Raw genomic sequence first — 23,414 nt, 5'->3', positions numbered from 1 at the left:
TGTCGTACCGTCGGATTAGTATGTGTGTACGAACACGGCTCGTCACTTTCGGTAGTATCGTCAGGGCCAGTTAGGAGACTGCTGTGACCGGCACCCCTCCCCCTTATGCCACGCTGCTCGCCTTCACCCGGTATGTCGGGCGCACCGGCCCGCGCAAGGCGACCTTCGTCTCCGGCCTGCGCCGCCAGCGCGAGTCCGGCTCCGGCTTCAACCCGCACGGCACGCTGGTCAAAGCGCTCAAGGCCGACATACAGTTCCGCACCGGCGGCTCCCAGCTCACCGCCGCGGTCGACCAGGTCCGGCCGCGCTGGCGCCCGCTCTACGAGGCGCTGACCCCCGGCGCCCTCGCCTACCTGGGCACTCTCGGCGACCCGGCCACGGTGGGCCTGGCACAGACCCGCGACGCGCTCGGCGTGCTCGGCGGCTTGTCCATCAAGGTCAACCCGCACCTCGGCCTGCGCTACGACGACGGCCGCGCCGAGGCCGTCCGCCTGCACTTCGACCCCGACCCGCCGACCGACGAGGCGCTGCTGGCCACGCTCCACCTGATGTCCCGCCACATGCCCCAGGTCCTCCCACACGCCGACCCGGTCGTGGTCGACGTCCGGCGCGGCACGGTCCACCGCCCCGACCCGTCGTCGAAGCCCGCGGAGGTGGAGCGCTGGCTGACCGGCGAGGCAGCCGCCTTCGCCGCGATGTGGACCGCCGTCGCCTGACCGCCTCTGCCGCGCAGAGCCGGCCGGATCCGGTCCGTGCGGCGCGGCGACGAGGCCGGATGGCCCCGTCACGTCGTGGCCGGCGCGCTCCTCGGCACCCGGGAGCGCACCGCTGCCTCCCGGGGTGCGCCCAGCGAGTGAAGCGAGCCAAACCGGCACAGCCCCGGGCCGCCGCTCCCCCTCTTCCCGCGGTGCACAGCCGCGGCGGGGGCGGCGGCCCGGCCACCCCGGGGCCGTATCCTTGTCGGCGTCATGACCTCTGTTGCTCATCCCGCGCGTGTTCGGACCTTTCACCCACGCCGCGGCCGCATAAGCGGCCGCCATGCCGACGCGCTCACCCGGCTCTGGCCGCTCTGGGGAGTGGCCATCCCCGAGGTGCCCACCGCCCGGCTCGACCTCGCGACCCTCTTCGGGCGCAGCGCGCCGGTGGTCCTGGAGATCGGCTCGGGCATGGGCGAGGCGACGATCGAGATGGCGACCGCCGATCCGGCCCGCGACTATCTCGCCGTCGACGTGCACACGCCGGGCGTGGCCAACCTGCTCGCGGTGGTGGAGGAGCGCGGCCTGACCAACGTGCGCGTCGGTCTCGGCGACGCGGTCATGCTGCTGCGCCACATGCTGCCGCCGGAGAGCCTGGCCGCGGTGCACGCGTTCTTCCCCGACCCGTGGCCGAAGGCGCGCCACCACAAGCGCCGGCTCTTCCAGCCTGACCACGTGGCGCTGCTGCGCTCGCGGCTCGCCCCGGGCGGCCGGCTGCTGTGCGCGACCGACTGGGCCGAGTACGCCGAGGCCATGCTCGGGTCCCTGAGCGCCGACCCGGGCCTCGGCAACGAGCACGACGGGTTCGCGCCCCGCCTTGCCGCGCGCCCGGTCACAAAGTTCGAGCAGCGCGGTGTCGAGGCCGGCCGGCAGATCTTCGACCTGTCCTTCCGCCGGGTCGCTGGGCCACAGTAGACAGTCCTAAGTAAACGCTACGGTCGGCACCCGGAAGAGCGCACCCAGCCCGCCGGCACGCGGCGCCGGAGCGGGCGAAGGCGACGCGGACTCCGCCGACGGCGATGCCGACGCCGAGCCTGAGCGGCCGGTCAGCGCGTCGGTGAAGACCCCGCTCGCGGTGGGATCGAGCACGATGTAGCCGGCCGCCACGAGGTGCAGCACCGGCACGAGCTGGTGCTCGACGTCGCCGGACGCCACCATGCCGTGGATCCCGTGCGCCACCGCCTCGGCGATCCCGCGCCGGTCGACCGGCTGGTCGTGCACCATGACCGCGGTCCAGCCCAGCGCCGCGCCCGCCTGCACCTGGTCGACCGTCGGGTTGACCAGCACCCGCACCACCGGCCCGCGGTGGGTGCGGAGCCAGTGCACCTGGGCGACCGCCTCGGGACCGTGCTCGCGGACCACCGCGAGCCGGTGCGTGATCAGCGTGGTGACCACCCTGTCGAGCACCGGTCCCGTAGTCCCCACAGCCACCGCCAGCACCGGGCGTCCCACGGGCAACGGTGGCTCCGCGCTCCGCTCGCCCGACGCCGGTCGGGCGCCGGCGGGTGGTGGCAGCCCGCCGAGCTTCGCGTACACCCGGCGCCGGTGGTTTTCCACAGTGCCCTCGCTGATGGACAGCAGGTCGGCGATCTCGCGGACCTGGTGCCCCGAGCGCAGCAGCAGGAGGATCTCGCGCTGGCGGGCGGTGAGCGGGCCGCCGTTTCCCGCCAGCCAAGACCTGGCCGGGATCGCGCGGAGCACGGCGAGAAGGCCGCCGAGGCCGTGCGTGTACGGCACGAGCGCGGCCAGCCCGGCGTCGCGCAGGGTGGCGAACTCCGCCGTCGACAGCTGCTCGTACACCAGCACCGCCGCGATGCCCGGCACCCGCTCGTGGAGCGTGCGGAGTGCGGGCAGGCGGTCGACGGGGCGGGGCCCGCCGTCGAGCAGCACGATGTCCGGCCGCTGCGCCTCGGCGAGCGGGATGATCTCGGTACCACCGGCGACCCTGCCGACGAGTGTGAAGTCCGGCAGGGTGCCGAGATAGGCCGCGAGCGCGTCGCGGCGGAGCTGGTCGCCGGAGCACACAGCGATACGGCTGGGTCCCGGCACATTTCCACTGCCCATAAACGCCCCCTGGTGAGGAGCAGACAAGCATCGTTGAGCATGGATTTTCCAAACAGCATACCGATCAGCGCGAGAGGTCAAACAGGTGCGCCGAGCGGCGGGGGACACGCGATGAGCGGCGGTGGGCCGGCGACAAGCGGCCAGTGTGGACAGTCGCGGCGCGGCCGGTGGCTGGGGCCGAGGATGGCGTGCGCCAGAGGGGGCTCGGCCCCGGCCAGTCCGTGCGGAGGCCGCGATCAGCCTCACACTTGTCATGTGGGCGGTAAAGGATCTACGGTCAGCGCAGCTGCGCCATGTCGCAGATGCGTCAACGAGGGATGTGTGCCGTGCTCCAGGCCGCCGGGCTGAGCGCCGCGGAGGAGTCCACGTACCTGTCACTGGTGCGCCAGGGCAGCGCCCCGCTCCCCCAGCTGGCCGATCGGATCGGCCTCACGGCGGCGGGCGCCCGGCGGGCGGTGGCGGGCCTGCAGCGCAAGGGTCTCGTGCACCGCACCCCGCCCCCGCAGGAGCGGGTCGTGCCGGTGCCGCCCGACCTCGCGGTGGAGCAGCTCGTGCGGCGCCGCATGGAGGAGCTGGAGCGCACCCGCGAGGCCGCGCTCCGCCTCGCCGACGAGGCCGAGCACCTCGTGGCCAGCCGGAGCACCGAGGAGCTGATCGAGATCGTCTCCGGCCGGGCGGCCGTGGGGCGCGCGTTCGACCGGGTGCAGCGCACCGCCCGCAAGGAGATGCGGGTGCTTGTCGCCCCGCCGTACGCGAAGCCCACCGGCGTCAACCGCACGCAGCTCGACCGCGAGGCCGCCGGCGTGAGCTACCGCGCGGTGTACGACGCCACCGCCCTCGCCGACCCCGGCATGACCACGGCGGCCGCCACCCACCTGCGGGCCGGCGAGCAGGCACGGCTCGTCGAGACGCTGCCCACCAAGCTGGCCATCGCCGACCGGGAGCTGGCGCTGCTGCCCCTGGCGTACGCCACGGCGGCCCACGACGCCGCCCTGCTGGTGCACCCGTGCGGGCTGCTGGACGCGCTGATCGCCCTCTTTGAGACCATCTGGGCGGTTGCCACGCCGCTCGCGCTCGGCGACGACGACGAGCCGACCGCCGACGACGGTCCCACCGCCGCCGACCGCCAGCTGCTGTCGCTGCTGGTGGCCGGGCTCACCGACGAGGCGGCCGCGGCGCGGCTGGGCGTGAGCCGCCGCACGGTGGTGCGCCGCGTGCAGCACCTGATGGAGCTCACCCACTCCCGGTCACGACTCCAGCTCGGGTGGCAGGCGCGCGAACGCGGTTGGCTGTAAACCTGGCACCATTGACGAGCTATGACGCTCACCGACCTCATCCCCGTGACGACCCGGGGCCCGACGCCACCTTTGACGCGTTCGCGGCCTGGGCCGCCGACCAGGGGCTCGCCCTCTACCCACACCAGGAAGAGGCGCTGATCGAGATCGTCTCGGGCGCCAACGTGATCCTCAGCACCCCCACCGGTTCGGGCAAGAGCCTCGTCGCGCTGGGCGCGCACTTCGCCGCGCTCGCCACGGGCCGCACCACGTTCTACACGGCGCCGATCAAGGCGCTGGTCTCGGAAAAGTTCTTCGCGCTCTGCGACGCCTTCGGCGCTGACAACGTCGGCATGCTCACCGGCGACGCCAGCGTCAACGAGGACGCGCCGATCATCTGCTGCACCGCGGAGATCCTCGCCAACATCGCGCTCCGCGAGGGCGCCGAGGCGGACGTCGGCGTGGTCGTGATGGACGAGTTCCACTTCTACGCCGAGCCCGACCGGGGCTGGGCGTGGCAGGTGCCGCTGCTGGAGCTGCCGCAGGCCCAGTTCGTGCTGATGTCCGCGACGCTCGGCGACGTCTCGTTCTTCGAAAAGGACCTGACCCGGCGCACCGGCCGCACCACCGCCGTCGTCCGCTCGGCCGCGCGGCCGGTCCCGCTCTTCTTCTCGTACGTGACGACGCCGCTGCACGAGACCATCGAAGAGCTGCTCACCACCCACCAGGCGCCGGTATACATCGTCCACTTCACCCAGGCGGCCGCGCTGGAGCGGGCGCAGGCGCTGATGAGCGTCAACCTCGCCACCCGCGGCGAGAAAGACGCCATCGCCGCGGCGATCGGCAGCTTCCGGTTTACCGCGGGCTTCGGAAAGACACTCTCCCGGCTGGTCCGCCACGGCATCGGCGTGCACCACGCCGGCATGCTTCCCCGCTACCGCCGGCTCGTGGAGACGCTCGCCCAGGCCGGCCTGCTCAAGGTGATCTGCGGGACGGACACGCTCGGCGTCGGCATCAACGTTCCAATCAGGACAGTGCTGTTCACCGCGTTGAGCAAGTACGACGGCACCAAGACCCGCCTGCTCAAAGCGCGCGAGTTCCACCAGATCGCGGGGCGCGCGGGCCGGGCCGGCTACGACACGGTGGGCACCGTCGTGGTGCAGGCGCCCGAGCACGTCATCGAAAACGAGAAGGCGCTCGCCAAGGCCGGCGACGACCCGAAGAAGCGCCGCAAGGTGGTGCGCAAAAGGCCGCCGGAGGGCTCGATCGGCTGGGGGCAGCCGACGTTCGACCGGCTGGTCGAGGCCGAGCCGGAGCCGCTCACGTCGAGCTTCGCGGTCAGCCACTCGATGCTGCTCAACGTCATCGGCCGCTTCGGCCCCGGCAAGGTCCGCACCGGCGAGGGCGGGCCGGTCGACGCGTTCGCCGCCATGCGGCACCTGCTGACCGACAACCACGACGACCGCGCGACGCAGCGCCGGCACATCCGCCGCGCCATCGCCATGTACCGGGCGTTGCTCGCCGCCGGCGTCGTCACCCGGGCACCGATCAGCCTGGCCGTGGACCTGCAGTTCGACTTCGCGCTCAACCAGCCGCTGTCGCCGTTCGCGCTGGCCGCCATCGAGCTGCTCGACCGCGACTCCGTCACGTACCCCCTCGACGTGCTCTCCGTCATCGAGTCCATCTTGGACGATCCGCGGCAGGTGCTCTCCGCCCAGCAGTTCAAGGCGCGCGGCGAGGCGGTGGCCGCGATGAAGGCCGACGGCATCGAGTACGAGGCGCGGATGGACCTGCTCGAAGAGGTGACCCACCCCAAGCCGCTGGCCGAGCTGCTGGAGGTGGGCTACGAGGCGTACCGCAAGGGCCACCCCTGGGTCGCCGACTACCAGCTCTCACCGAAGTCGGTGGCCCGCGACATGTACGAGCGGGCGATGACCTTCACCGAGTACGTGGCCTTCTACGGCCTGTCCCGCTCCGAGGGGCTGGTGCTGCGCTACCTCGCGGACGCGTACAAGGCGCTGCGCCAGACGGTGCCCGACGAGGCCAAGACCGAGGAGCTCATCGACCTCGTGGAGTGGCTGGGCGAGCTGGTACGCCAGGTCGACTCCAGCCTCCTCGACGAGTGGGAGCGCCTGCGCGGCGGTACCGACGGCGTCGCCGCCGAGGTCGCGGTCGACGAGCGCCCGCCGGCTGTCACCCGCAACGCGCGCGCCTTCCGCGTGCTGGTGCGCAACGCCCTCTTCCGCCGGGTCGAGCTGGCGGCGCTGCGCCGCTGGGACGAGCTGGGCGCCCTCGACGCCGAGGCCGGCTGGGACGCCGAGGCGTGGGAGGTGGCGCTCGAGCCGTACTTCGCCGAGCACACCGACATCGGCACTGGCCCCGACGCCCGCGGCCCCGCGCTACTCATGATCGATCAGGGGCGCGACCGCTGGACCGTCCGCCAGATCATCGACGACCCGGCCGGCCACCACGACTGGGCCATCACGGCCGAGGTCGACCTGGCCGAGTCCGACGAGCTGGGCGCGGCCGCCGTCCGCGTCGTGTCGGTCGCCGCCGGCTAGCGGGTCGGGTCCTCATTCTTCGAAAACCCAAACCCAAAACGGCTGTGAGCTGCCGCGATGTCCGCCGTGGTCCGGACCGTTGCGCGGGGCCCCGGGGAAACGTGGAGCGCAGCGGAGCGTTTTCTTGGGGTGCGTTCCCGCGGCCTCACCCTCCGCTGTGCGTGAGCTTCCGCCCGTTGCGGTCCGCCGGGGTGGGCTCGCCGCGGGACGCGGCGTTCGAGATTTCGACGAGCGCATCGACGCACCGAATTCCTTGATCGGCGGCCGCACCACCACGTAGAGAGCTCTCCCGCCTCGAGCTGCCCCTGCAGTGGCAGCAAAACGACCACGATCTTCTGAACGGCTACCGCGATCGCGCCCCACCCCGACGCCGGGGCCGGCTCAGGCGGCGTCGCCTAGCGCGAGCAGCAGCGCGCGGAGGGCGTCGATCGCGGCGCGGGTGGTCTGCTCCGGCACCTGGCCCAGCAGCCTCGCCTGTGCCGCCGTCGCCGCGCGCACCGCCTCCTCGGCCGTCTCGATGCCGCGCGGGGTGAGGCGCACCCACGAGCTGCGCGCGTCGGCGGGGTTTTCCTCCCGCTCGACGAGCTCGGCCGCGGTGAGCCGGCGCAGCAGGTTGCTGGTGCCGCCGGAGGAGAGCAGCAGCCGCTGGGACAGGTCCGCCGGGCGGAGGCGGAAGGGGGCGCCAGCCGCGCGGAGCACGGCGAGGATCTCGTACTCCCCCTTGGTCAGGCCGAGCCGGCCAAGTGCGGCCTCGACGCGCTCGGTCAGCAACGCGGAGAGCCGCCCGGCGCGTTTGGCCAGCTCCAGCTCGGTGCCGACGACGCCGGGCAGCTCGCGCGCCCAGGCCGCCGCGATCACGTCGGTGGTGTCCCTGCTCACGAGATCAGGATATCGCCTTGTGTGGAGAAAGCTTTCAACATAGCTTTTGAGAAAGCTTTCTCTGGAGGTAAGAGATGTCCGAGATCCTCATCGCCGCCGGCCATGTGGTGCCCGGCGACGGCAGCCCCGAGCTGGCCGGGAGCGACGTGCTGGTCGAGCGGGGCGTGATCACCGCGGTCGCGCCCGGCCTGTCCGCACCGCCGGGAGCCACGGTCATCGACGCCGCCGGCATGGTCGTCATGCCCGGCCTTGTCGACGGCCACCGCCACGTCTGGCAGGCGCCCCTGCGCGGCACCGGCGCCGACATGACGCTCCCCGACTACCTGGGCACGCTGCTCGGCCCCATCCTCGCGGCCTACACGCCCGCCGACGCCGAGCTGGCCACCCGCCTCGGCGCCGCCGAAGCGCTCGACGCGGGCATCACCACCGTCTTCGACTGGAGCAACACCACCACGACCGCCGCGCACACCGACGCCGTCCGCGACGCCTTCGCCGCCGCCGGCATCCGCGCCGTCGTCGGCCACGTCCACCCGGACCACGAGGCCTTCGCGCGGCGCATCGCCCGCGGTCCGGCCACGGTCTCCGCCGGCCTGGCCATCCTCGGCATCGAGTACGGGGACCGCGGCGAAACCGAGCGAGCGATCCATGCCTCGCGGGGCCTGGGCCTGCCGGTCACGATGCACGCCGGCGGCCCCGCCGTCCGCGCCCTGCACGACGCCGGCCTGCTCGAGCGCCACGTCCACCTCGTGCACCTCAACGCGGTGACCGCCGGCGACGCGAAGCTGCTGGCCGGGACCGGAGCCGGCGTCACCGTGACACCGGTGGTCGAGGCCACGATGGGACACGGCGCCTCGGCGTACGGCCGGCTCCACGACGCCGGAGCCCGCCCCGGCCTCGGCACCGACGTGGTCGTCAACGCGCCGGCCGACCTCTTCGAGCCCCTCCGCGACACCCTCCGCACCGAGCGCCTGCGCACCGGTGCGATGCCGCCCGCCGCGGGCGTGCTCGCCGCCGCCACAGTGGACAGTGCGCGGGCGATCGGCCTCGACCACCTGGTCGGCACCGTCTGCGTGGGCAAGCACGCCGACCTCGTCCTGCTTCGCGGCCTGCCCCGCCCCGGCGCCGCCGCTGCCGTGGTCGCCGCCACGCCGTCCGACGTGGACACCGTGCTGGTCGACGGCCGCGTCGTCAAGCGCGCCGGCCGCCTGCTCGACCACGACCTGTCCGCCCTCCGCCGCGCCGGCCGCGAGCTGGCGCGCCGCGTGCTCGGCTGACGTGATCCGCGCGAGGGGACGGCGACGAAAGGGCCCGCGCCGTGCGCGCGGGCCCTTCGTCATTCCACTGTGGAGCTGGGACTAGCCGAGCAGGTGGTCCAGCGACCGCTTCACGAGGTCGTCACGGACCGCCGGTGCGAGGCCCTCCAGCCCGAACCCGGTGTAGACGGTGTCCGGGGTGACGACGATGCCGCCCTCCTCGAACGCCGTCTGGGTGCGGGTCCAGTCGCCGCTGTTGGGGTCGGAGCCCGGCGCCGGGCCGGCAACCGTCCAGCCGCCCAGGTCCGTCTCGAACGAGGTCTCCGCGACCGCAGCGCCGTTTACGAGGACGCGCGCGTCGTCGATGAAGACGCCCAGGCCCTGCGTGGCCCAGTCGGACACGTACGAGATGGAGAGCTCGACCTGCTTGCCCGCGTACGCGGACAGGTCGACCGACCACTCCACCCAGCCGCCGGACGGGCCGGTGGCCGCGTTCCACGTGCCGGTCGTGCCGGTGGGCGAGCAGTCCGCGCCCTGGTAGTGGGCGAGGAACGGGTGCAGCTGCGGCACCCAGCCCGAGGCGCAGCTCTCGCCGGTCTCGGTGCCGGTGTGGCCGTTGGCGTCCGGCAGCGTCGTCCACGCGTCGGTGCCGACCTCGTGCGCCTCGACGAAGAGGAAGTCCCACTCCGCCTCGGTGTCGTACGAGGTCCAGAACCGCAGCTCGCCGCTTGTCGCGCCGGTCAGGTCGACCGTGCGCGCCAGCCGCTTGTACGACTGGTCGGACTGGCCACTGTAGACGTACCAGGAGCCGGTCAGCGGGTCGAACGGCGCCGCGCCCGGCCGCTGCCAGTCACCCGCGATCTCGCTGGTGAACTGCGGGAACTCGTCCGGCGGCAGGAAGCTGGACGTCGGCAGGAACGAGGCGGTGTGCGCCTGGTTGCCGGCCGAGCCCTCGGCGTTGAGCGTGCCATTCCACCCGGCCAGCGGCCCGGTGCCCTGGATCGGGTAGTGCGTGCCGTCCGGCGCCGTGCCACCGCCGCTGACGTAGGTGTGCGCACCCAGCCAGTACTGCGGGAAGTCGTTCACCAGCGGAAGGCAGGCCACGTCGTCAGGGTCGGTGCACTCGGGCGGCGCGGCGGGGTTGTAGAAGTACGCACCGTTGGCACCCTGTGCCAGCAGCGCGTTCTGCCCGCCGACGAGGACCTTGCCGCCCTCGTTCAGGTAGTCGCGGACGTTGAGCTCGGTCTCCAGCGCCGACCTCGTGGTGGTGCCGGGCACCTGCCCCTGGGACCGCATGATGACGTCGTCACCGGTCTCCCAGACCACCGCCTTGTAGTGCGACAGCACGCCGAGGTGGTGGGGGCCTTGCGGCCCTGGGTGTCGAAGTCGTAGACGTCGGTCGAGTACCCCGCCTTGTTGATCGCCGCGACGTGTTCGTCGGCGTACTTGGCGGTGGTCACGCCCTGCACCGGGCTGAGACCGGTCACGTCCTCCGCGGCGAGCACGAGCACGTCGCCGCCGATGTCGGCGCCGACCGTGTACGTGAAGTGCTCGCTGGCCACCACGCCGCTCTTCGCCTTGCGCCCGGTGAACCACACCTCGACCCGGTCACCCGGCTTGGCACCGGTGACCTTGCCGCGCAGCTCGGCGTAGTAGTCGTCGTGCGTGTCGCCGTACTTCTCGCCACCGCGCCACTCCCGTACGTCCACCGTCTTGGGGCGGGCGCCGTTGATGACGTAGTGCATGTGGACGTCCTTGAGCGCCCGGCGGGCGATCGTGGCGACCGGCTGGGTGCGGCCGTTGGAGACGTCGAACTTGTCGACCACGAAGTCGGGGGTGCTGCGGCCGACGACCGAGACCGGGTCGTCCGGGTCCACCGCCGACTTGCCGACCGCCAGCGCGAACGGGATGTTCTTCGCGACCTCGGTGGCGATCAGCTCCTCGTCATCCGGGAAGATGAAGTCGCTGACGCACTCCTCCGGCTCCCACTCGTCGTCCGGCACCGAGGCGGACACGGTCGTGCAGGTCGACATCTCGGGCGTGAAGCCGAGCGTGCCGTACTTGACGGTCGCGTGTGTGTCGGTGTCGCCGTTGGTGATGTAGAGCTCGGCCGAGATGTCCGGGTCGTAGCCGGGGACCGCCGGGTGGGCGTCGTCGCCGGCCATGGCCTTGTAGATCTCGTCGTCCGGGGTGGGCGTGGCCTGCTGCCACCCGACGCCGTAGAGCAGCAGCTCGGCGGCGGAGTGGTAGTTGATGAGGAACTCGAAGCCGACCCTGCGGAAGAAGCGGTCGAGCGCCTGCGTCTCGGGCTCGGAGTTGGGCCCGGTGCCACGGAACGTGTCGCTCGCGATGTCGGTCGAGGAGCCCTCGTTGTCGTAGCCCCACTTGTACCCGAAGTTGCGGTTGAGGTCGACGCCGTCGAGCGTGGTGATCTGGCCGTCACCGTCGTTGTCGCGCAGGTTTTTGCGCCACAGCCGGTTGCCCTCGGTGAACGTGTAGTCGTACCCGTCCGGGTTGGCCACGGGCAGGAACCACAGCTCGGTGGTGTCGACGAGCTTGGTGATCTCGGCGTCCGTCCCGTACGAGCCGAGCACGTGGTGCATCAGCCGGCGGACCATCTCGGGCGTGATCCACTCACGGGCGTGCTGCGCGCCCATGTAGAGGGTCGACGGGCGCTTGCCGTCGGGCAGGGCCTTGGCGCCCTTGGTCACCTTGACGGCGAGGATCGGCTGCCCGTTGAGCGACTTGCCGACCGTCACCAGCTTAGCGATCTTGGGGTAGCGGGCGGCGGTCGACGTGACCTCGTCACGGATGCCACCGGGCTCGCTGTATGAGCGGAAGGCGGACCAACCCTCGGCGGCCTGCTCGCGCAGCGCCTGCGAGGCCGTCTTGCCCTCCACCTTCTTCGGGGAAAGCTTCACGCCCTTGGACGCGAGCTTCCTCGCCTGGTGTCCACTGAGCACCAACTCAACTGCGGAGTTGCCGGACTTGTCCGTCGAAACCGCCGCTTCGTGGAGGTCCACGCCGGCAGAGCGGGTGGTCTCAAGCTGTTGCGGTGTGAGCGTCCCGACGTACACCTCCAGCTTGTCCTGGCCGCCGGGTCGCGACGGCGCCTGTGCTTGCGCTGGTATGGCGGGTGCCAGCGCACCCACCAGAGTGAGCACGCAGGCTGTCGCCAACCGTGCTGTCCTCATTGCGCCTCCTCTATTTTGAAGGTCGTCCACGCGTGAGCTTCCTGTTACACGCGGTAGGTGTCAATCACCCCTTCGGCCCTGCCGCGGCTAAAATCACGATCGATGAGCCGTTGGATCTGTCCACGGTGTGACCGCGAGTTCGGGCGGACTCACCAGTCGCATGTGTGCATTCCGGGTATGACCGTCGACGAGTGCTTCGCACCCTGGCCGCCGGCATATCGCGAAATCTACGACGCGCTGGTCGATTTTCTGTCCACTTTGGGCGATGTACACGCCGACGCTGTCACGGTTGGGGTTTTCCTCAAACGCGAGCGGAAGCTCGCCGAGGTCCGGCCGAAGGCGCGGTGCCTGTCGCTCAACCTCGAACTACCTCGTCGCATCGACCATCCCAGGATCTCCCGCACGATGCGGATCTCGGCGGACCGCACCGCCAACATCGTGAAGCTCACCCGTCTGGAGGATGTCGACGACGACGTACGGGCATGGCTCGCCGAGGCTTACGACGCGGCGGCCTGACCCGGGCGGCGGACCGCCGTAGAATCTCCGGGTGGCTCCCGCCCTAGATCTTGAGACCGAGGCGCTCGGCGTCCTTCGCCGGGTCTTCGGATACGACGCCTTCCGAGGCGACCAGCGCGAGATCATCGAGCACGTGAGCGGGGGCGGCGACGCGCTCGTGCTCATGCCGACCGGCGGTGGCAAGTCACTCTGCTACCAGATTCCTGCCCTGGTCCGCGCGGGCACCGCCGTGGTGATCTCCCCGCTCATCGCGCTCATGCAGGACCAGGTCGACGCCCTGCGCGCGCTCGGTGCGCGGGCCGACTTCCTCAACTCGACGCTCGACTTCGACACCCGCCGCGCGGTCGAGGCGAGCTTCCTCGCCGGCGACCTCGACCTGCTCTACCTGGCGCCCGAGGCGCTCGGCACGCCCGGCGTGCAGCGGCTGCTCGACCGCGGAAACATCGCGCTCTTCGCGATCGACGAGGCACACTGCGTGTCGCAGTGGGGCCACGACTTCCGCCCTGACTACCTGGCGCTGTCGATGCTGCACGAGCGGTGGCCGAACGTGCCGCGCATCGCGCTCACCGCCACCGCCACGTCCGCCACCCACGCCGAGATCGCCAAGCGCCTCCAGCTCGAAGGCGCCCGCCACTTCGTGGCGAGCTTCGACCGGCCCAACATCCAGTACCGGATCGTCCCCAAAAACGAGCCCCGCAGGCAGCTGCTCCACCTTCTGCGCACGGAGCACGCGGGCGACGCCGGCATCGTCTACTGCCTCTCCCGCGCCTCGGTGGAAAAGATCGCCGAGTTCCTGGTGGAAAACGGCATCACCGCCCTGCCGTACCACGCCGGCCTCGACGCGCGCACCCGCGCGGCCAACCAGTCCCGCTTCCTGCGCGAAGACGGGCTGGTCATGGTCGCGACGATCGCGTTCGGCATGGGCATCGACAAGCCCGACGTGCGCTTCGTGGCCCACCTCGACCTGCCGAAGTCGGTCGAGGGCTACTACCAGGAGACCGGCCGGGCCGGCCGCGACGGGCTCCCGTCGACCGCCTGGCTGGCGTATGGGCTGCAGGACGTCGTGCAGCAGCGCAAGCTGATCGACGGCTCAGAAGGCGACCTCGCCCACCGGCGCAACCTCGCCGCACACCTCGACGCGATGCTCGCCCTGTGCGAGACCGTCGAGTGCCGGCGGGTGCAGCTGCTGGCGTATTTCGGGCAGCAGAGCGGCCCCTGCGGCAACTGCGACACCTGCCTGGCGCCACCGGAGTCGTGGGACGGCACGATCGCCGCGCAGAAGCTGCTCTCCACGGTGCTGCGCCTGCACCGCGAGCGGGGCCAGCGCTTCGGCGCCACGCAGTCGATCGACATCCTGCTGGGGAAAAAGACCGACAAGGTCACGCAGCACCGCCACGACCAGCTCTCCGTCTTCGGCATCGGCACCGAGCTGAGCGAGAGCGAGTGGCGCGCGGTGGTGCGCCAGCTGCTGGCCCAAGGGCTGCTCGCGGTCGAGGGTGACTACGGCACGCTGGCGCTCACCGAGGCGAGCAAGGCGGTGCTGAGCAAGCAGCGCGAGGTCAAGCTGCGCCGCGAGCCGGAAAGGGTCGCCACCGCGAAGGCGGCCCGGTCGCGGGGCGGGGCGGGCGCCGCGGCCGCCACCCAGCTGCCGCCCGAGGCCGCGCCGGTCTTCGAGCGGCTCCGCGCGTGGCGCGCCGCGACAGCCAAGGAGCAGGGCGTCCCGGCGTACGTCATCTTCCACGACGCGACACTCCGCCAGATCGCCGCCGAGTCGCCGAAGACGCTCGCCGCGCTGAGCACGGTGAGCGGGGTGGGCGAGGCCAAGCTGGCCAAGTTCGGCCAGCAGATCCTCGACACGCTATCGGCTGGCCAGGATTAGCGCGTAACGGCGTTCGACCGCCACGGCGGCCATCAGCACGCAGCCAACCATCGGCACCGCCAGTGGCAGCAGCTGCCACGTGACGATCACGAGCAGCGCGAGCGCCATCACCAGGAGCAGGGATCCCGACGGATCGCTCGTGGCGGCGCGAGCCGCGGCCTCGCGTACCAGATGGCGCCAGGAGCTGCCGGGCGACCAGGTGGCCGCCGCGCGGAGAAGGACCACCGACAGGGCCGCCGCCGCGAAGCCGCAGAATGCGGCGACGAAGGCGCCGCCGGGCACCGCGGAGCGCAGCAGCAGACCGTCCACAGTGACCACCGCGAACGCCGCCACCGCCGCGAGCGAAAACGGGACGCTTCCCGGGAACGCGTCGCCGAAGCGCGCGAAGTAGGCACGCACCGAGGTCGTCTCACCGTCCACATGGGCCCGGATGTGCGCGCAGCCGGCCGCCAGCGCGGGCAGCAGCGTGACGAGCGGCAGCGCGAGCGCGAACGTGAGCAGCCCGGCCAGCAGGCACTCTCCGAACAGGACGAAGCGCCTCATCCCTTCAGCCCCGACGTGGAGACTCCCTCGACCAGGAAGCGCTGGAAGAACAGGAAGAAGAGGATGACCGGCACGAGCGCCAGCATGGACATCGCCATCAGCGCGCCGAAGTCGGAGCCGGACGCCTCGTCGACGAAGAGCTGCAGGGCCAGCGGCAGCGGGTACTTGTCCGGCGTGCTGAGGTAGATGAGCGGGCCGAAGAAGTCGTTCCAGCTCCAGATGAACGTGAAGATGGCGGTGGTGATCAGCGCCGGGCGGGCCAGCGGCAGGATGATGTGCCAGAAGATGCCCCAGTGCCCGGCGCCGTCGATCTTCGCGGACTCGTCGAGCTCGTGCGGGATCGTCCGCATGAACTGGACCATCAGGAAGACGAAGAACGCCTCCGCGGCGAGAAACTTGCCGATCAGCAGCGGCACGTACGTGTCGATGAGGTCGAGCTTCTGGAAGACGGCGTACTGCGGAATGATCAACACGTGGAACGGGAGCAGGAGCGTGGAGATCATCAGGGCGAACATGGCGCCCCGCCCCCGAAAGCGCAGCCGCGCGAACGCGTAACCGGCGAGCGCCGACGAGGCGACAGTGCCCACAACGGACAGTACGGCGAGGAGGGTGGAGTTCCAGAAGAAGCGGCCGATGCTGATGCTCGCGATGCCTTCGACGGCCCGCTCGTAGTTGGCGGTCGTGGGCTCGGTCGGCAGCAGGCTGAGGCTGCCGATGATGTCGGCCGACGGCTTGAAGGTCGCGGCCACGACCCACACGATGGGGTACAGCACGATCGCCAGAGCGGCGATCACGCCGGCGTGCCACGCCACAGTGGACAGTTTCATCGTTTGTCCCCGAGTAGTAGACCCACCCGCGAGCCGTGCGGAACAGGAACAGCGTGATGAGCCCGACACCCAGCAGCAGCATCCACGCCATCGCCGAGGCGTAGCCCATGCGGAAGTCGGAGAAGCCACGGTCGTACAGGTAGATGGTGTAGAAGAGCGTCGTGCCGGCGGGCGAGCCGTTGGGACCGCCCACGATGTACGCCGACGTGAAGACCTGGAACGCGTTGATGGTCTCCAGCAGCAGGTTGAAGAAGACCACCGGCGAGATCATCGGCAGCGTGATGGAGCGGAATCGCCGCCACCGCCCCGCTCCGTCGACGTGCGCCGCCTCGTGCAGCTCCACCGGCACCTGCTTGAGGCCGGCCAGGAAGATGACCATCGGCGCGCCCAGCTGCCAGGCGCCGAGCAGCACCAGCATCAGCAGGGAGAAGTCGGGGTTGCCGGCCCACCCGCCGGTGTTGATGCCCACCGCGCGCAGCGCCCGGTCCACCACCGCGTCGTCGGTGAAGAGGGCCTTCCACACGATCGCCAGGCTCACGCTCGCGCCGATCAGCGACGGGCCGTAGAACGCCGCCCGGTAGAAGCCCTGCCCCTTGCGCTTGTTGTTGAGCAGCAGCGCGACGGCGAGCGCGGCGGCCAGCTTCACCGGCACGGCGACCGCGACGTAGATGGCGGTCACCTGCACCGAACCCCGCCACCGCGCGTCCTCGAACATCCGCTTGTAGTTGTCGAGGCCGACCCACTCGGGCGAGGTGAAGAGGCTGTAGTCGGTGAAGGAGAGGTAGAGCGAGGTGATCATCGGGCCGAGGGTCAGCAGCAGGACGCCGAGGATCCACGGCGACAGGAAGAGGTAGCCGGCGAGGCCGTCGCCAGGCCGGCGGGCCCGTGTGCGCGGGCCCGCCGGTTGTCCTGTGGCTACCTTGCGGCGCGTTGGTGCCGTTGTTGCCATCCCGCTACGACTCGAGTGTCTCGGCGGCCTCGGTGAAGAACTGGTCCACCGCCTGATCCACGCTGATCCGGCCGTACTGGAGCTCTTCGGAGACCCGGATGAACGCCTGCTCGATCGTGCCGGCACCCTTCGGCGGCGCGGGCGGCGCCTTCTCCAGCTGCCCCTTGATGCTCTCCTCGTACGCCGCGACGGCCGCGAACGGACCCTCCAGCTTGACCGCCGAACGCTGGGCGTTGGTGGCCGGGATGCCGCGGTTGGCGCCGAGGATCGCGCCCGCCTCGGGGTCGTTGATGAAGAAGTCGATGAGCTTCGCGCTCTCCTCGGGGTGGTCCGACTTCGCGGAGACGCTCATCAGCATCGAGGGCTTGAGGTACTGCCCCAGCTGCGCCGGGTTGTCGCTGGGCACCGGGCCGAGCTTGAGCTCGGTCTTGGTGGCGGCGGCGTACCGCGCCATGAAGTTGTCCCAGCCCAGGTCGCCGGCGATCAGGTCGAGCTCGAGCGCGAACTTCGGCTTGATCTGCACGCCCTTCTCGACCGGCAGCACGATCTTGGCGTCGGCGAGCTGCTTGCCCTCGTTGAAGAACTTCGCCAGCCGCGGCTTGTCGAAGCCGAGCTTGCCGTCCTCGGTGTAGAGCAGCTTGCCCTCCTGGCGCAGCTGCACCTCGAGGTTGTAGTACGTGCCGATGTAGTTGCCGCCGCCGTACATCTTGCCGCCGGAGCTCTTCGTGATCTTTTCCATCGCGGTGCGGTAGTCGTTCCACGTCCAGCCGAGCTTCGGCTCCGGCACGCCGGCCTTGGCGTACGCGGCCGGGCTGTAGACGTAGCCCCACGTGTTGCCCGCGACCGGCACGGCGAAGAGCCCGTCGTCGACCTCGCCTGCGCCCTTGAGCCCTTCGAGCAGGTCGCCGGTGTCGAGGTTTTTGCCCTCCTGCTTCTTGAGGTCGTAGAGCACGCCGCGTTCCGCGTACTCCCGCAGGTAGGCGAAGTCCATCTGGAGCACGTCCGGCGCGTTGCCGCCGGCCGTATCGGTGGCCATCTTCTGCCAGTACGCCTCGAACTCCTGGAAGCTCGGGGTCACCTTGATGTTGGGGTTTTTCGTCTGGAAGAGGTCGATCGCCTTTTGGACCAGCGCGGCCCGGTCGGCGTTACCCCACCACGAGTAACGCAGGGTGACCGGCCCCGACTCCGCCTCGTCGCCACCGCCGCAAGCCGCGCCGGCGAAAACAAGCGACGCGGCGGCGAGAACGGTGGTGAACCGTTTCATTACGCCCATGTGAGACCTCCGAGGCCCGAGTGAGGTGCGCCCACAGGTAAGCGCTTGCCTGGCCCAGGTTATGGTCGCGTTACATCGACGTCAATGGGGCTCCTAAAACGTTACAACGGCGTGATGTTGGACTGGAGTCCCAACTAAAAGCGCGCTGGTGCCCAGCCTGGCAGACTGAACGAGGTGTCGGTCACCGATGATCTCGCCACTGTCCGCTACGCCCGCATGCGGTGGAACACCCCGCTCGCGGAGGCGCACGGCGCCCTCCTCGTCGAGCGGTTCGCCGTCCCGGACGGCGCGCACGTGCTGGATCTCGGATGCGGCTGGGGCGAGCTGCTGCTCCGCGCGGTGGACGCCGGCGGGGCGCACACCACCGGCACCGGCGTCGACACCGACGGCCCGTCCGTCGACCGCGCCCGCACCCTGGCCAAGGAGCGCGGGCTCGACGCGCGGGTGACGTTCGCGCGGCAGGGGGCGGCGACCTGGCAGGACCCCGCCGACCGGGTCATGTGCGTGGGTGCCGCGCAGGGCTTCGGCGGCACAGTCGCCGCCCTCGACGGGCTCACGCGACTGGTCCGGCCGGGCGGCCGCCTGCTTTTCGGCGAGGCGTTCTGGGAGCGCCCGACCACGATCGAGGCGACCGAGCTGCTCGGCGAGGAGATCACGCCACTGCCCGAGCTTGTCGAGCGGGTGCGCGCCCGCGGTTGGCGGGTCCTCCACCTGAGCACTGCTGACCAGCGGGAATGGGACGACTTCGAGTCCACCGCGCTGGCCGGCCGGCAGGAGTGGCTGCTGCACCACCCGGACGGCGCACGCGCGACCGAGGTCCGCTGCGAGCTCGACGCCCGACTCCGCGAGTACGTCTGCGTCTACCGCGGCCTGCTCGGGATGGCGTACCTGGTGCTCGCGCGAGCCGACCGGTAAGGGAGCCGGCTAGGGAGCCCCCGCGGCGGTAACCGCGAGGACCACCCGCTTTGCCTTCGGCACAGGGCCGCTGCTCCTTTGTGGGGGCGCCAGTCCGAAAGTCTGCAACCCGTCGCCGCCCAGGTCACTAGCTGTGCGCGTGCGCAAACGCGACATGTCTCTAAGAGGCCACCAGGTCAGGACACCGATCCAACGACGGCCATCACTTGAACCAAGTACTTGACGAGCGGATACTTGATCGGTCAAGAGTATTCGTCGCAGTCGTCTCCGTTGATGGAGGTAGGCATGGACATACTGGTTCTCATTGGTCGCATCCTCTTCTCGGCGCTCTTTATCGGGTCGGCGGTCGGCCACCTGACCCAGACCAAGGCGATGGCCGGCTACGCGTCCAGCAAGGGCGTGCCACAGGCGTTCGCCGCGACGTTGGTCAGCGGCCTGATCATCGGCGCCGGCGGGCTGATGGTCCTGCTCGGCATCTGGGCGGACCTCGGCGCCCTGCTGCTGGTCATCTTCCTGATTCCCACCGCGCTGCTCATGCACCCGTTCTGGAAGGAGTCCGACCCGCAGGGGCGGCAGGTTGAAATGATCCAGTTCCAGAAGGACATCGCACTGGGCGGCGCGGCGCTCATGCTCTTCGCGCTGTTCTCGTTCGCCGGCGACGAGCTCGGCCTCACCATCACCGGCCCCCTCTTCAACATCAGCTGACCGCGCCGGGTGCGGACCGCATTCCCCAGGCGGCCCGCACCCGCCCCGTGCCGCGCCAGGAAAATGCGCTGGCCAGGCGGGATAAACTTGTCGGGACATGGATCGGGACCTGCGGCTGGCCGCTCGCCGAGAGAGCGTGCCGGAGATCAGCTACCCCGAGGCACTCCCGGTCAGCCAGAAGAAAGACGAGATCCTCGCGGCCATCCGCGACCACCAGGTCGTGATCGTGGCCGGCGAGACCGGCTCCGGCAAGACCACCCAGCTGCCCAAGATCTGTCTTGAGCTGGGGCGGGGTGTCGAGGGGTTGATCGGCCACACCCAGCCGCGGCGGATCGCGGCGCGGACGGTGGCGGACCGGATCGCCGAGGAGCTGGACACGCCGCTGGGCAGCACCGTCGGATACAAGGTGCGCTTCTCGGACAAGGTGAGCGACGGCACACTGGTCAAGCTGATGACGGACGGCATCCTGCTCGCCGAGATCCAGCACGACCGGATGCTGCGGCAGTACGACACCCTGATCATCGACGAGGCGCACGAGCGCAGCCTCAACATCGACTTCATCCTCGGGTACCTCAAACGGCTGCTGCCCCGGCGGCCCGACCTGAAGGTGATCATCACCTCCGCCACGATCGATCCGGAGCGCTTCTCGAAGCACTTCGGCGACGCCCCGATCGTGGAGGTCTCCGGCCGCACGTACCCCGTCGAGGTCCGCTACCGCCCGCCGGAGGACGAGCAGGACCCGATCCAGGCCATCCTCGACGCGGTCGACGAGCTCGTCGCCGAGGGTCCGGGCGACATCCTCGTCTTCCTCTCCGGCGAGCGGGAGATCCGCGAGACCACCGACGCCCTGCGCAAGCACGACCTGCGGCACACCGAGATCCTCCCCCTCTACGCGCGCCTCTCCCACGCCGAGCAGCACCGCGTCTTCCAGTCGCACACCGGCCGCCGCGTCGTGCTCGCCACCAACGTCGCGGAGACCTCGCTCACCGTGCCCGGCATCAAGTACGTGGTGGACCCGGGCACCGCGCGCATCTCCCGGTACAGCCACCGGCTCAAGGTGCAGCGCCTGCCGATCGAGCCCGTCTCCCAGGCCTCCGCCAACCAGCGCAAGGGCCGCTCCGGCCGCACCTCCGACGGCATCTGCATCCGGCTGTACTCGGAGGACGACTTCCTGAGCCGCCCCGAGTTCACCGACCCGGAGATCCTGCGCACCAACCTCGCCTCGGTCATCCTGCAGATGCGCGCGCTGGGGCTGGGCGACATGGCGGCGTTCCCCTTCGTGGAGCCGCCGGACCGCCGCAACATCAAGGACGGCGTCGACCTGCTCCACGAGCTCGGCGCGCTCGACGGGGAGCGGCTCACCAAGCTCGGCCGCCGCCTCGCCCAGCTGCCGGTCGACCCGCGGCTCGGCCGCATGGTGCTGGAGGCCGAGCGCAACGGCTGCGTGCACGAGGTGCTGGTCATCACCGCCGCACTGTCCATCCAGGACCCACGCGAGCGGCCGACCGACCACCAGCAGGCCGCCGACGAAAAGCACGCCCGCTTCGTCGACAAGGAGTCGGACTTCCTGGCGTACCTCAACCTGTGGAAGTACGTCGAGGAGCAGCAGAAGGCGCTGTCGTCCAGCCAGTTCCGCCGCTTGTGCCGCAACGAGTTCCTCAACTACCTGCGGGTGCGCGAGTGGCAGGACCTGTACGGGCAGCTGCGCCAGGCGGTCAAACCGCCCAAGGCGCCCCCGGCCGACGGGCAGCGGGTCCACCTGTCACTCCTCAGTGGACTGCTCTCGCACGTCGGCTTGAAAAACACCCAGCGCCACGAGTACCTGGGCGCGCGCGGCGCCAAGTTCGGCATCTTCCCCGGCTCGGCCCTCTTCAAGAAGCAGCCGCAGTGGGTGATGGCCGCCGAGCTTGTGGAGACCTCGCGGCTGTGGGCGCGCATCGTCGCCAAGGTCGAGCCGGAGTGGGTGGAGCGGCTCGCCGGCCACCTCGTCAAGCGCAGCTACAGCGAGCCGCACTGGGAGAAGAAACAGGGCGCGGTGATGGCTGTCGAGCGGGTCACGCTGTACGGCGTGCCGCTGGTCACCGGCCGCAAGGTGAACTTCGGCCGCATCGACCCGCCGCTGGCCCGCGAGCTGTTCATCCGGCACGCGCTGGTGGAGGGCGACTGGGAGACCCACCACGCGTTCTTCCGGGAAAACCGCGCGCTGCTCGACGAGGTCGAGGAGCTGGAGCACCGGGCCCGCCGGCGGGACATCCTTGTCGACGACGAGACGCTGTTCGCCTTCTACGACCAGCGCCTGCCCGCCGACGTGGTGTCCGCGCGGCACTTCGACAGCTGGTGGAAGAAGACCCGGCAGCTCCAGCCCGACCTTCTCACGTTCGAAAAGGCCATGCTCATCAACGAGCGGGCCGGCACCGTGCAGGCGACCGACTACCCCGACGAGTGGCGGCAGGGCGAGCTCGCGCTCAAGCTGACGTACCAGTTCGAGCCGGGCACCGGTGCCGACGGCGTCACCGTCCACATTCCACTCCCACTGCTGTCCCGGCTGCGCCCGGAGGGCTTCGACCGCCAGGTGCCGGGCCTGCGCGAAGAGCTTGTCGTGGCGCTGATCCGCTCGCTGCCCAAGCCGATGCGGCGCAACTTCGTACCGGTTCCCGACTACGCCCGCGCGGCGCTTTCCCGGATGGCCGCGGACGGGCCGCTGCTGGAGGCGCTGGAGCGGGAGCTGCGGCGGATGACCGGTACCCCGGTGCCGCGCGAGGCGTGGGACATCTCGAAGGTGCCCGACCATCTGCGGATGACGTTTCGGGTGGAGGACGAGAGCGGGGCGATGCTCGCCGAGGGCAAGGACCTCACCGCGCTCCAGGACCGGCTGCGGGAGACGGTGCGCGAGACCGTCACCGCGGCGGCGCCCGGCATCACCCGGCGCGGCCTGCGCGCGTGGGACGTCGGCACGCTGCCCCGCGCCGTCCAGCAGGAGCGCGCCGGTTACGCGGTCACGGCGTACCCCGCGCTCGTCGACGAGGGCGACGCGGTCGGCGTCGGCGTCTTCGAGACGGAGGCTGAGCAGCGGTACGCGATGTGGTCCGGCACCCGCCGCCTGCTGCTCATCGGCCTGCCCTCCCCCGCGAAGGTCATGCAGGGCCGGCTGTCCAACGAGGACAAGCTGGCGCTCAGCCGCAACCCGCACCAGGGCGTGGCCGACCTGCTCGACGACGCGGCCGGCGCGGTCGTCGACCAGCTGATGGCGGGTGCCGGCGGCCCGGCGTGGGACGAGGACGGCTTCGCGAAGCTCCGCGACGCGGTCCGCGGCGGGTACGTGGACGGGCTCGTCACGGTGCTCGGCCAGGTGCGGCGGGTGCTCGCCGCCGCGTACCAGGTGGAGCAGCGCCTCAAGACGACCACGCGCCTCGACCTCATGCCCTCGCTCGCCGATGTGCGGGCCCAGCTCTCCGCGCTGGTGTACCGCGGCTTCGTCACCGCGACCGGCCAGCGGCGGATGGGCGATCTGGTCCGCTACCTGACCGCGATCGAGCGCCGGCTGGAGCGGCTGCCGCAGAATCCCCAGCGCGACCTGCAGCAGGTCCGCGTGATCGAGGAGATCCAGCGGGAGTACGCCCAGCTGCGGCGGGAGGTGCCGCCGAGCGACGCGCTCCACGAGATCCGCTGGATGATCGAGGAGCTGCGGATCAACCTCTTCGCGCAGGCGCTGGGCACCGCTTATCCCATCTCGGAACAGCGCATATACCGCGCAATGGACAGCTTGTAGCTCTCGCGCGGGTGTAATCTGCCATGTGGCAGATTGCTCTATTGCCATCCGACTCCTG

Annotated in this window: 14 protein-coding genes and 3 pseudogenes; 10 read left to right on the top strand and 7 right to left on the bottom strand. The window is 70.7% G+C overall.

Annotation, left to right across the window (positions count from 1 at the left end; translation table 11 throughout):
• Window positions 1-83: 83 nt before the first annotated feature.
• Window positions 84-716: a hypothetical protein gene (locus Phou_RS48605; protein WP_173071290.1), complete on the top strand. Its 633-nt coding sequence runs from the start codon at window positions 84-86 to the stop codon at window positions 714-716.
• 252 nt (window positions 717-968) lie between these two features.
• Entirely contained in the window at window positions 969-1,670 is a 702-nt protein-coding gene (gene trmB, locus Phou_RS48600; protein WP_173071288.1) for a tRNA (guanosine(46)-N7)-methyltransferase TrmB, read from the top strand.
• A 6-nt stretch (window positions 1,671-1,676) separates the two neighbouring features.
• Here trmB and Phou_RS48595 read toward each other — a convergent pair whose 3' ends face one another.
• Complete coding sequence (locus tag Phou_RS48595; protein ID WP_173071286.1) at window positions 1,677-2,780, bottom strand: response regulator transcription factor; 1,104 nt, start codon at window positions 2,778-2,780, stop codon at window positions 1,677-1,679.
• A 365-nt stretch (window positions 2,781-3,145) separates the two neighbouring features.
• Here Phou_RS48595 and Phou_RS48590 point away from each other — a divergent pair, with 365 nt between their 5' ends.
• Both Phou_RS48590 and Phou_RS48585 read left to right on the top strand, forming a co-directional pair.
• On the top strand, window positions 3,146-4,114 hold the full coding sequence (locus tag Phou_RS48590) for a TrmB family transcriptional regulator (RefSeq protein WP_173071284.1): 969 nt from the start codon (window positions 3,146-3,148) through the stop codon (window positions 4,112-4,114).
• A 21-nt stretch (window positions 4,115-4,135) separates the two neighbouring features.
• A pseudogene (locus Phou_RS48585) lies at window positions 4,136-6,654 on the top strand (DEAD/DEAH box helicase).
• Window positions 6,655-7,035: 381 nt separating this feature from the next.
• Here the strand turns inward: Phou_RS48585 and Phou_RS48580 are convergent.
• Window positions 7,036-7,533: a MarR family winged helix-turn-helix transcriptional regulator gene (locus Phou_RS48580; protein ID WP_173071280.1), complete on the bottom strand. Its 498-nt coding sequence runs from the start codon at window positions 7,531-7,533 to the stop codon at window positions 7,036-7,038.
• A gap of 74 nt (window positions 7,534-7,607) precedes the next feature.
• Between Phou_RS48580 and Phou_RS48575 the strand changes: the two genes are divergently transcribed.
• Window positions 7,608-8,807, top strand: a complete 1,200-nt coding sequence (locus tag Phou_RS48575; protein WP_173071278.1) for an amidohydrolase family protein — start codon at window positions 7,608-7,610, stop codon at window positions 8,805-8,807.
• A gap of 81 nt (window positions 8,808-8,888) precedes the next feature.
• On the opposite strand, the pseudogene Phou_RS48570 reads toward Phou_RS48575, so the two are convergent.
• Window positions 8,889-11,980 (bottom strand): annotated as a pseudogene (locus Phou_RS48570) (M14 family metallopeptidase).
• Window positions 11,981-12,157: 177 nt separating this feature from the next.
• On the opposite strand from Phou_RS48570, the gene Phou_RS48565 reads away from it, so the two are divergent.
• Both Phou_RS48565 and recQ read left to right on the top strand, forming a co-directional pair.
• Window positions 12,158-12,496, top strand: a complete 339-nt coding sequence (locus Phou_RS48565; RefSeq protein WP_246274756.1) for a DUF5655 domain-containing protein — start codon at window positions 12,158-12,160, stop codon at window positions 12,494-12,496.
• 31 nt (window positions 12,497-12,527) lie between these two features.
• Window positions 12,528-14,375 (top strand): DNA helicase RecQ, encoded by a 1,848-nt coding sequence (recQ, locus tag Phou_RS48560; protein WP_173071274.1) that lies wholly within the window; start codon window positions 12,528-12,530, stop codon window positions 14,373-14,375.
• On the opposite strand, the gene Phou_RS51970 is transcribed toward recQ, so the two are convergent.
• From Phou_RS51970 to Phou_RS48550, 4 genes and pseudogenes are all read right to left on the bottom strand, one after another.
• Window positions 14,355-14,918 carry a hypothetical protein gene (locus Phou_RS51970; RefSeq protein ID WP_218579660.1) on the bottom strand — a complete coding sequence of 188 codons (564 nt, stop codon included), beginning with the start codon at window positions 14,916-14,918 and terminating at the stop codon, window positions 14,355-14,357. The genes recQ and Phou_RS51970 overlap by 21 nt on opposite strands.
• Complete coding sequence (locus Phou_RS51965) at window positions 14,915-15,745, bottom strand: carbohydrate ABC transporter permease (protein ID WP_218579635.1); 831 nt, start codon at window positions 15,743-15,745, stop codon at window positions 14,915-14,917. The genes Phou_RS51970 and Phou_RS51965 overlap by 4 nt, the downstream gene beginning before the upstream one ends.
• Before the next feature lie 103 nt (window positions 15,746-15,848).
• Window positions 15,849-16,460, bottom strand: a pseudogene (locus Phou_RS54155) (carbohydrate ABC transporter permease); the annotation flags it as partial.
• A 238-nt stretch (window positions 16,461-16,698) separates the two neighbouring features.
• On the bottom strand, window positions 16,699-17,958 hold the full coding sequence (locus Phou_RS48550; protein WP_173071269.1) for an ABC transporter substrate-binding protein: 1,260 nt from the start codon (window positions 17,956-17,958) through the stop codon (window positions 16,699-16,701).
• 183 nt (window positions 17,959-18,141) lie between these two features.
• On the opposite strand from Phou_RS48550, the gene Phou_RS48545 reads away from it, so the two are divergent.
• The 3 genes from Phou_RS48545 (at window position 18,142) to hrpA (ending at window position 23,356) form a co-directional block, all read left to right on the top strand.
• The gene (locus tag Phou_RS48545) at window positions 18,142-18,882 is read left to right on the top strand and encodes an SAM-dependent methyltransferase (protein WP_218579634.1); all 741 of its coding nucleotides are present in this window, start codon (window positions 18,142-18,144) and stop codon (window positions 18,880-18,882) included.
• Window positions 18,883-19,167: 285 nt separating this feature from the next.
• On the top strand, window positions 19,168-19,587 hold the full coding sequence (locus Phou_RS48540; protein WP_173071267.1) for a DoxX family protein: 420 nt from the start codon (window positions 19,168-19,170) through the stop codon (window positions 19,585-19,587).
• Between the two features lie 97 nt (window positions 19,588-19,684).
• On the top strand, window positions 19,685-23,356 hold the full coding sequence (hrpA, locus tag Phou_RS48535; RefSeq protein WP_173071265.1) for an ATP-dependent RNA helicase HrpA: 3,672 nt from the start codon (window positions 19,685-19,687) through the stop codon (window positions 23,354-23,356).
• The last annotated feature ends 58 nt before the right edge of the window (window positions 23,357-23,414 follow it).

The sequence above is a fragment of the Phytohabitans houttuyneae genome (assembly GCF_011764425.1).
Taxonomy (GTDB): Bacteria; Actinomycetota; Actinomycetes; order Mycobacteriales; family Micromonosporaceae; genus Phytohabitans; species Phytohabitans houttuyneae.
The sequence above is the reverse complement of the archived record's forward strand: the minus strand, read 5'-3'. Positions and strand labels throughout refer to the sequence as shown.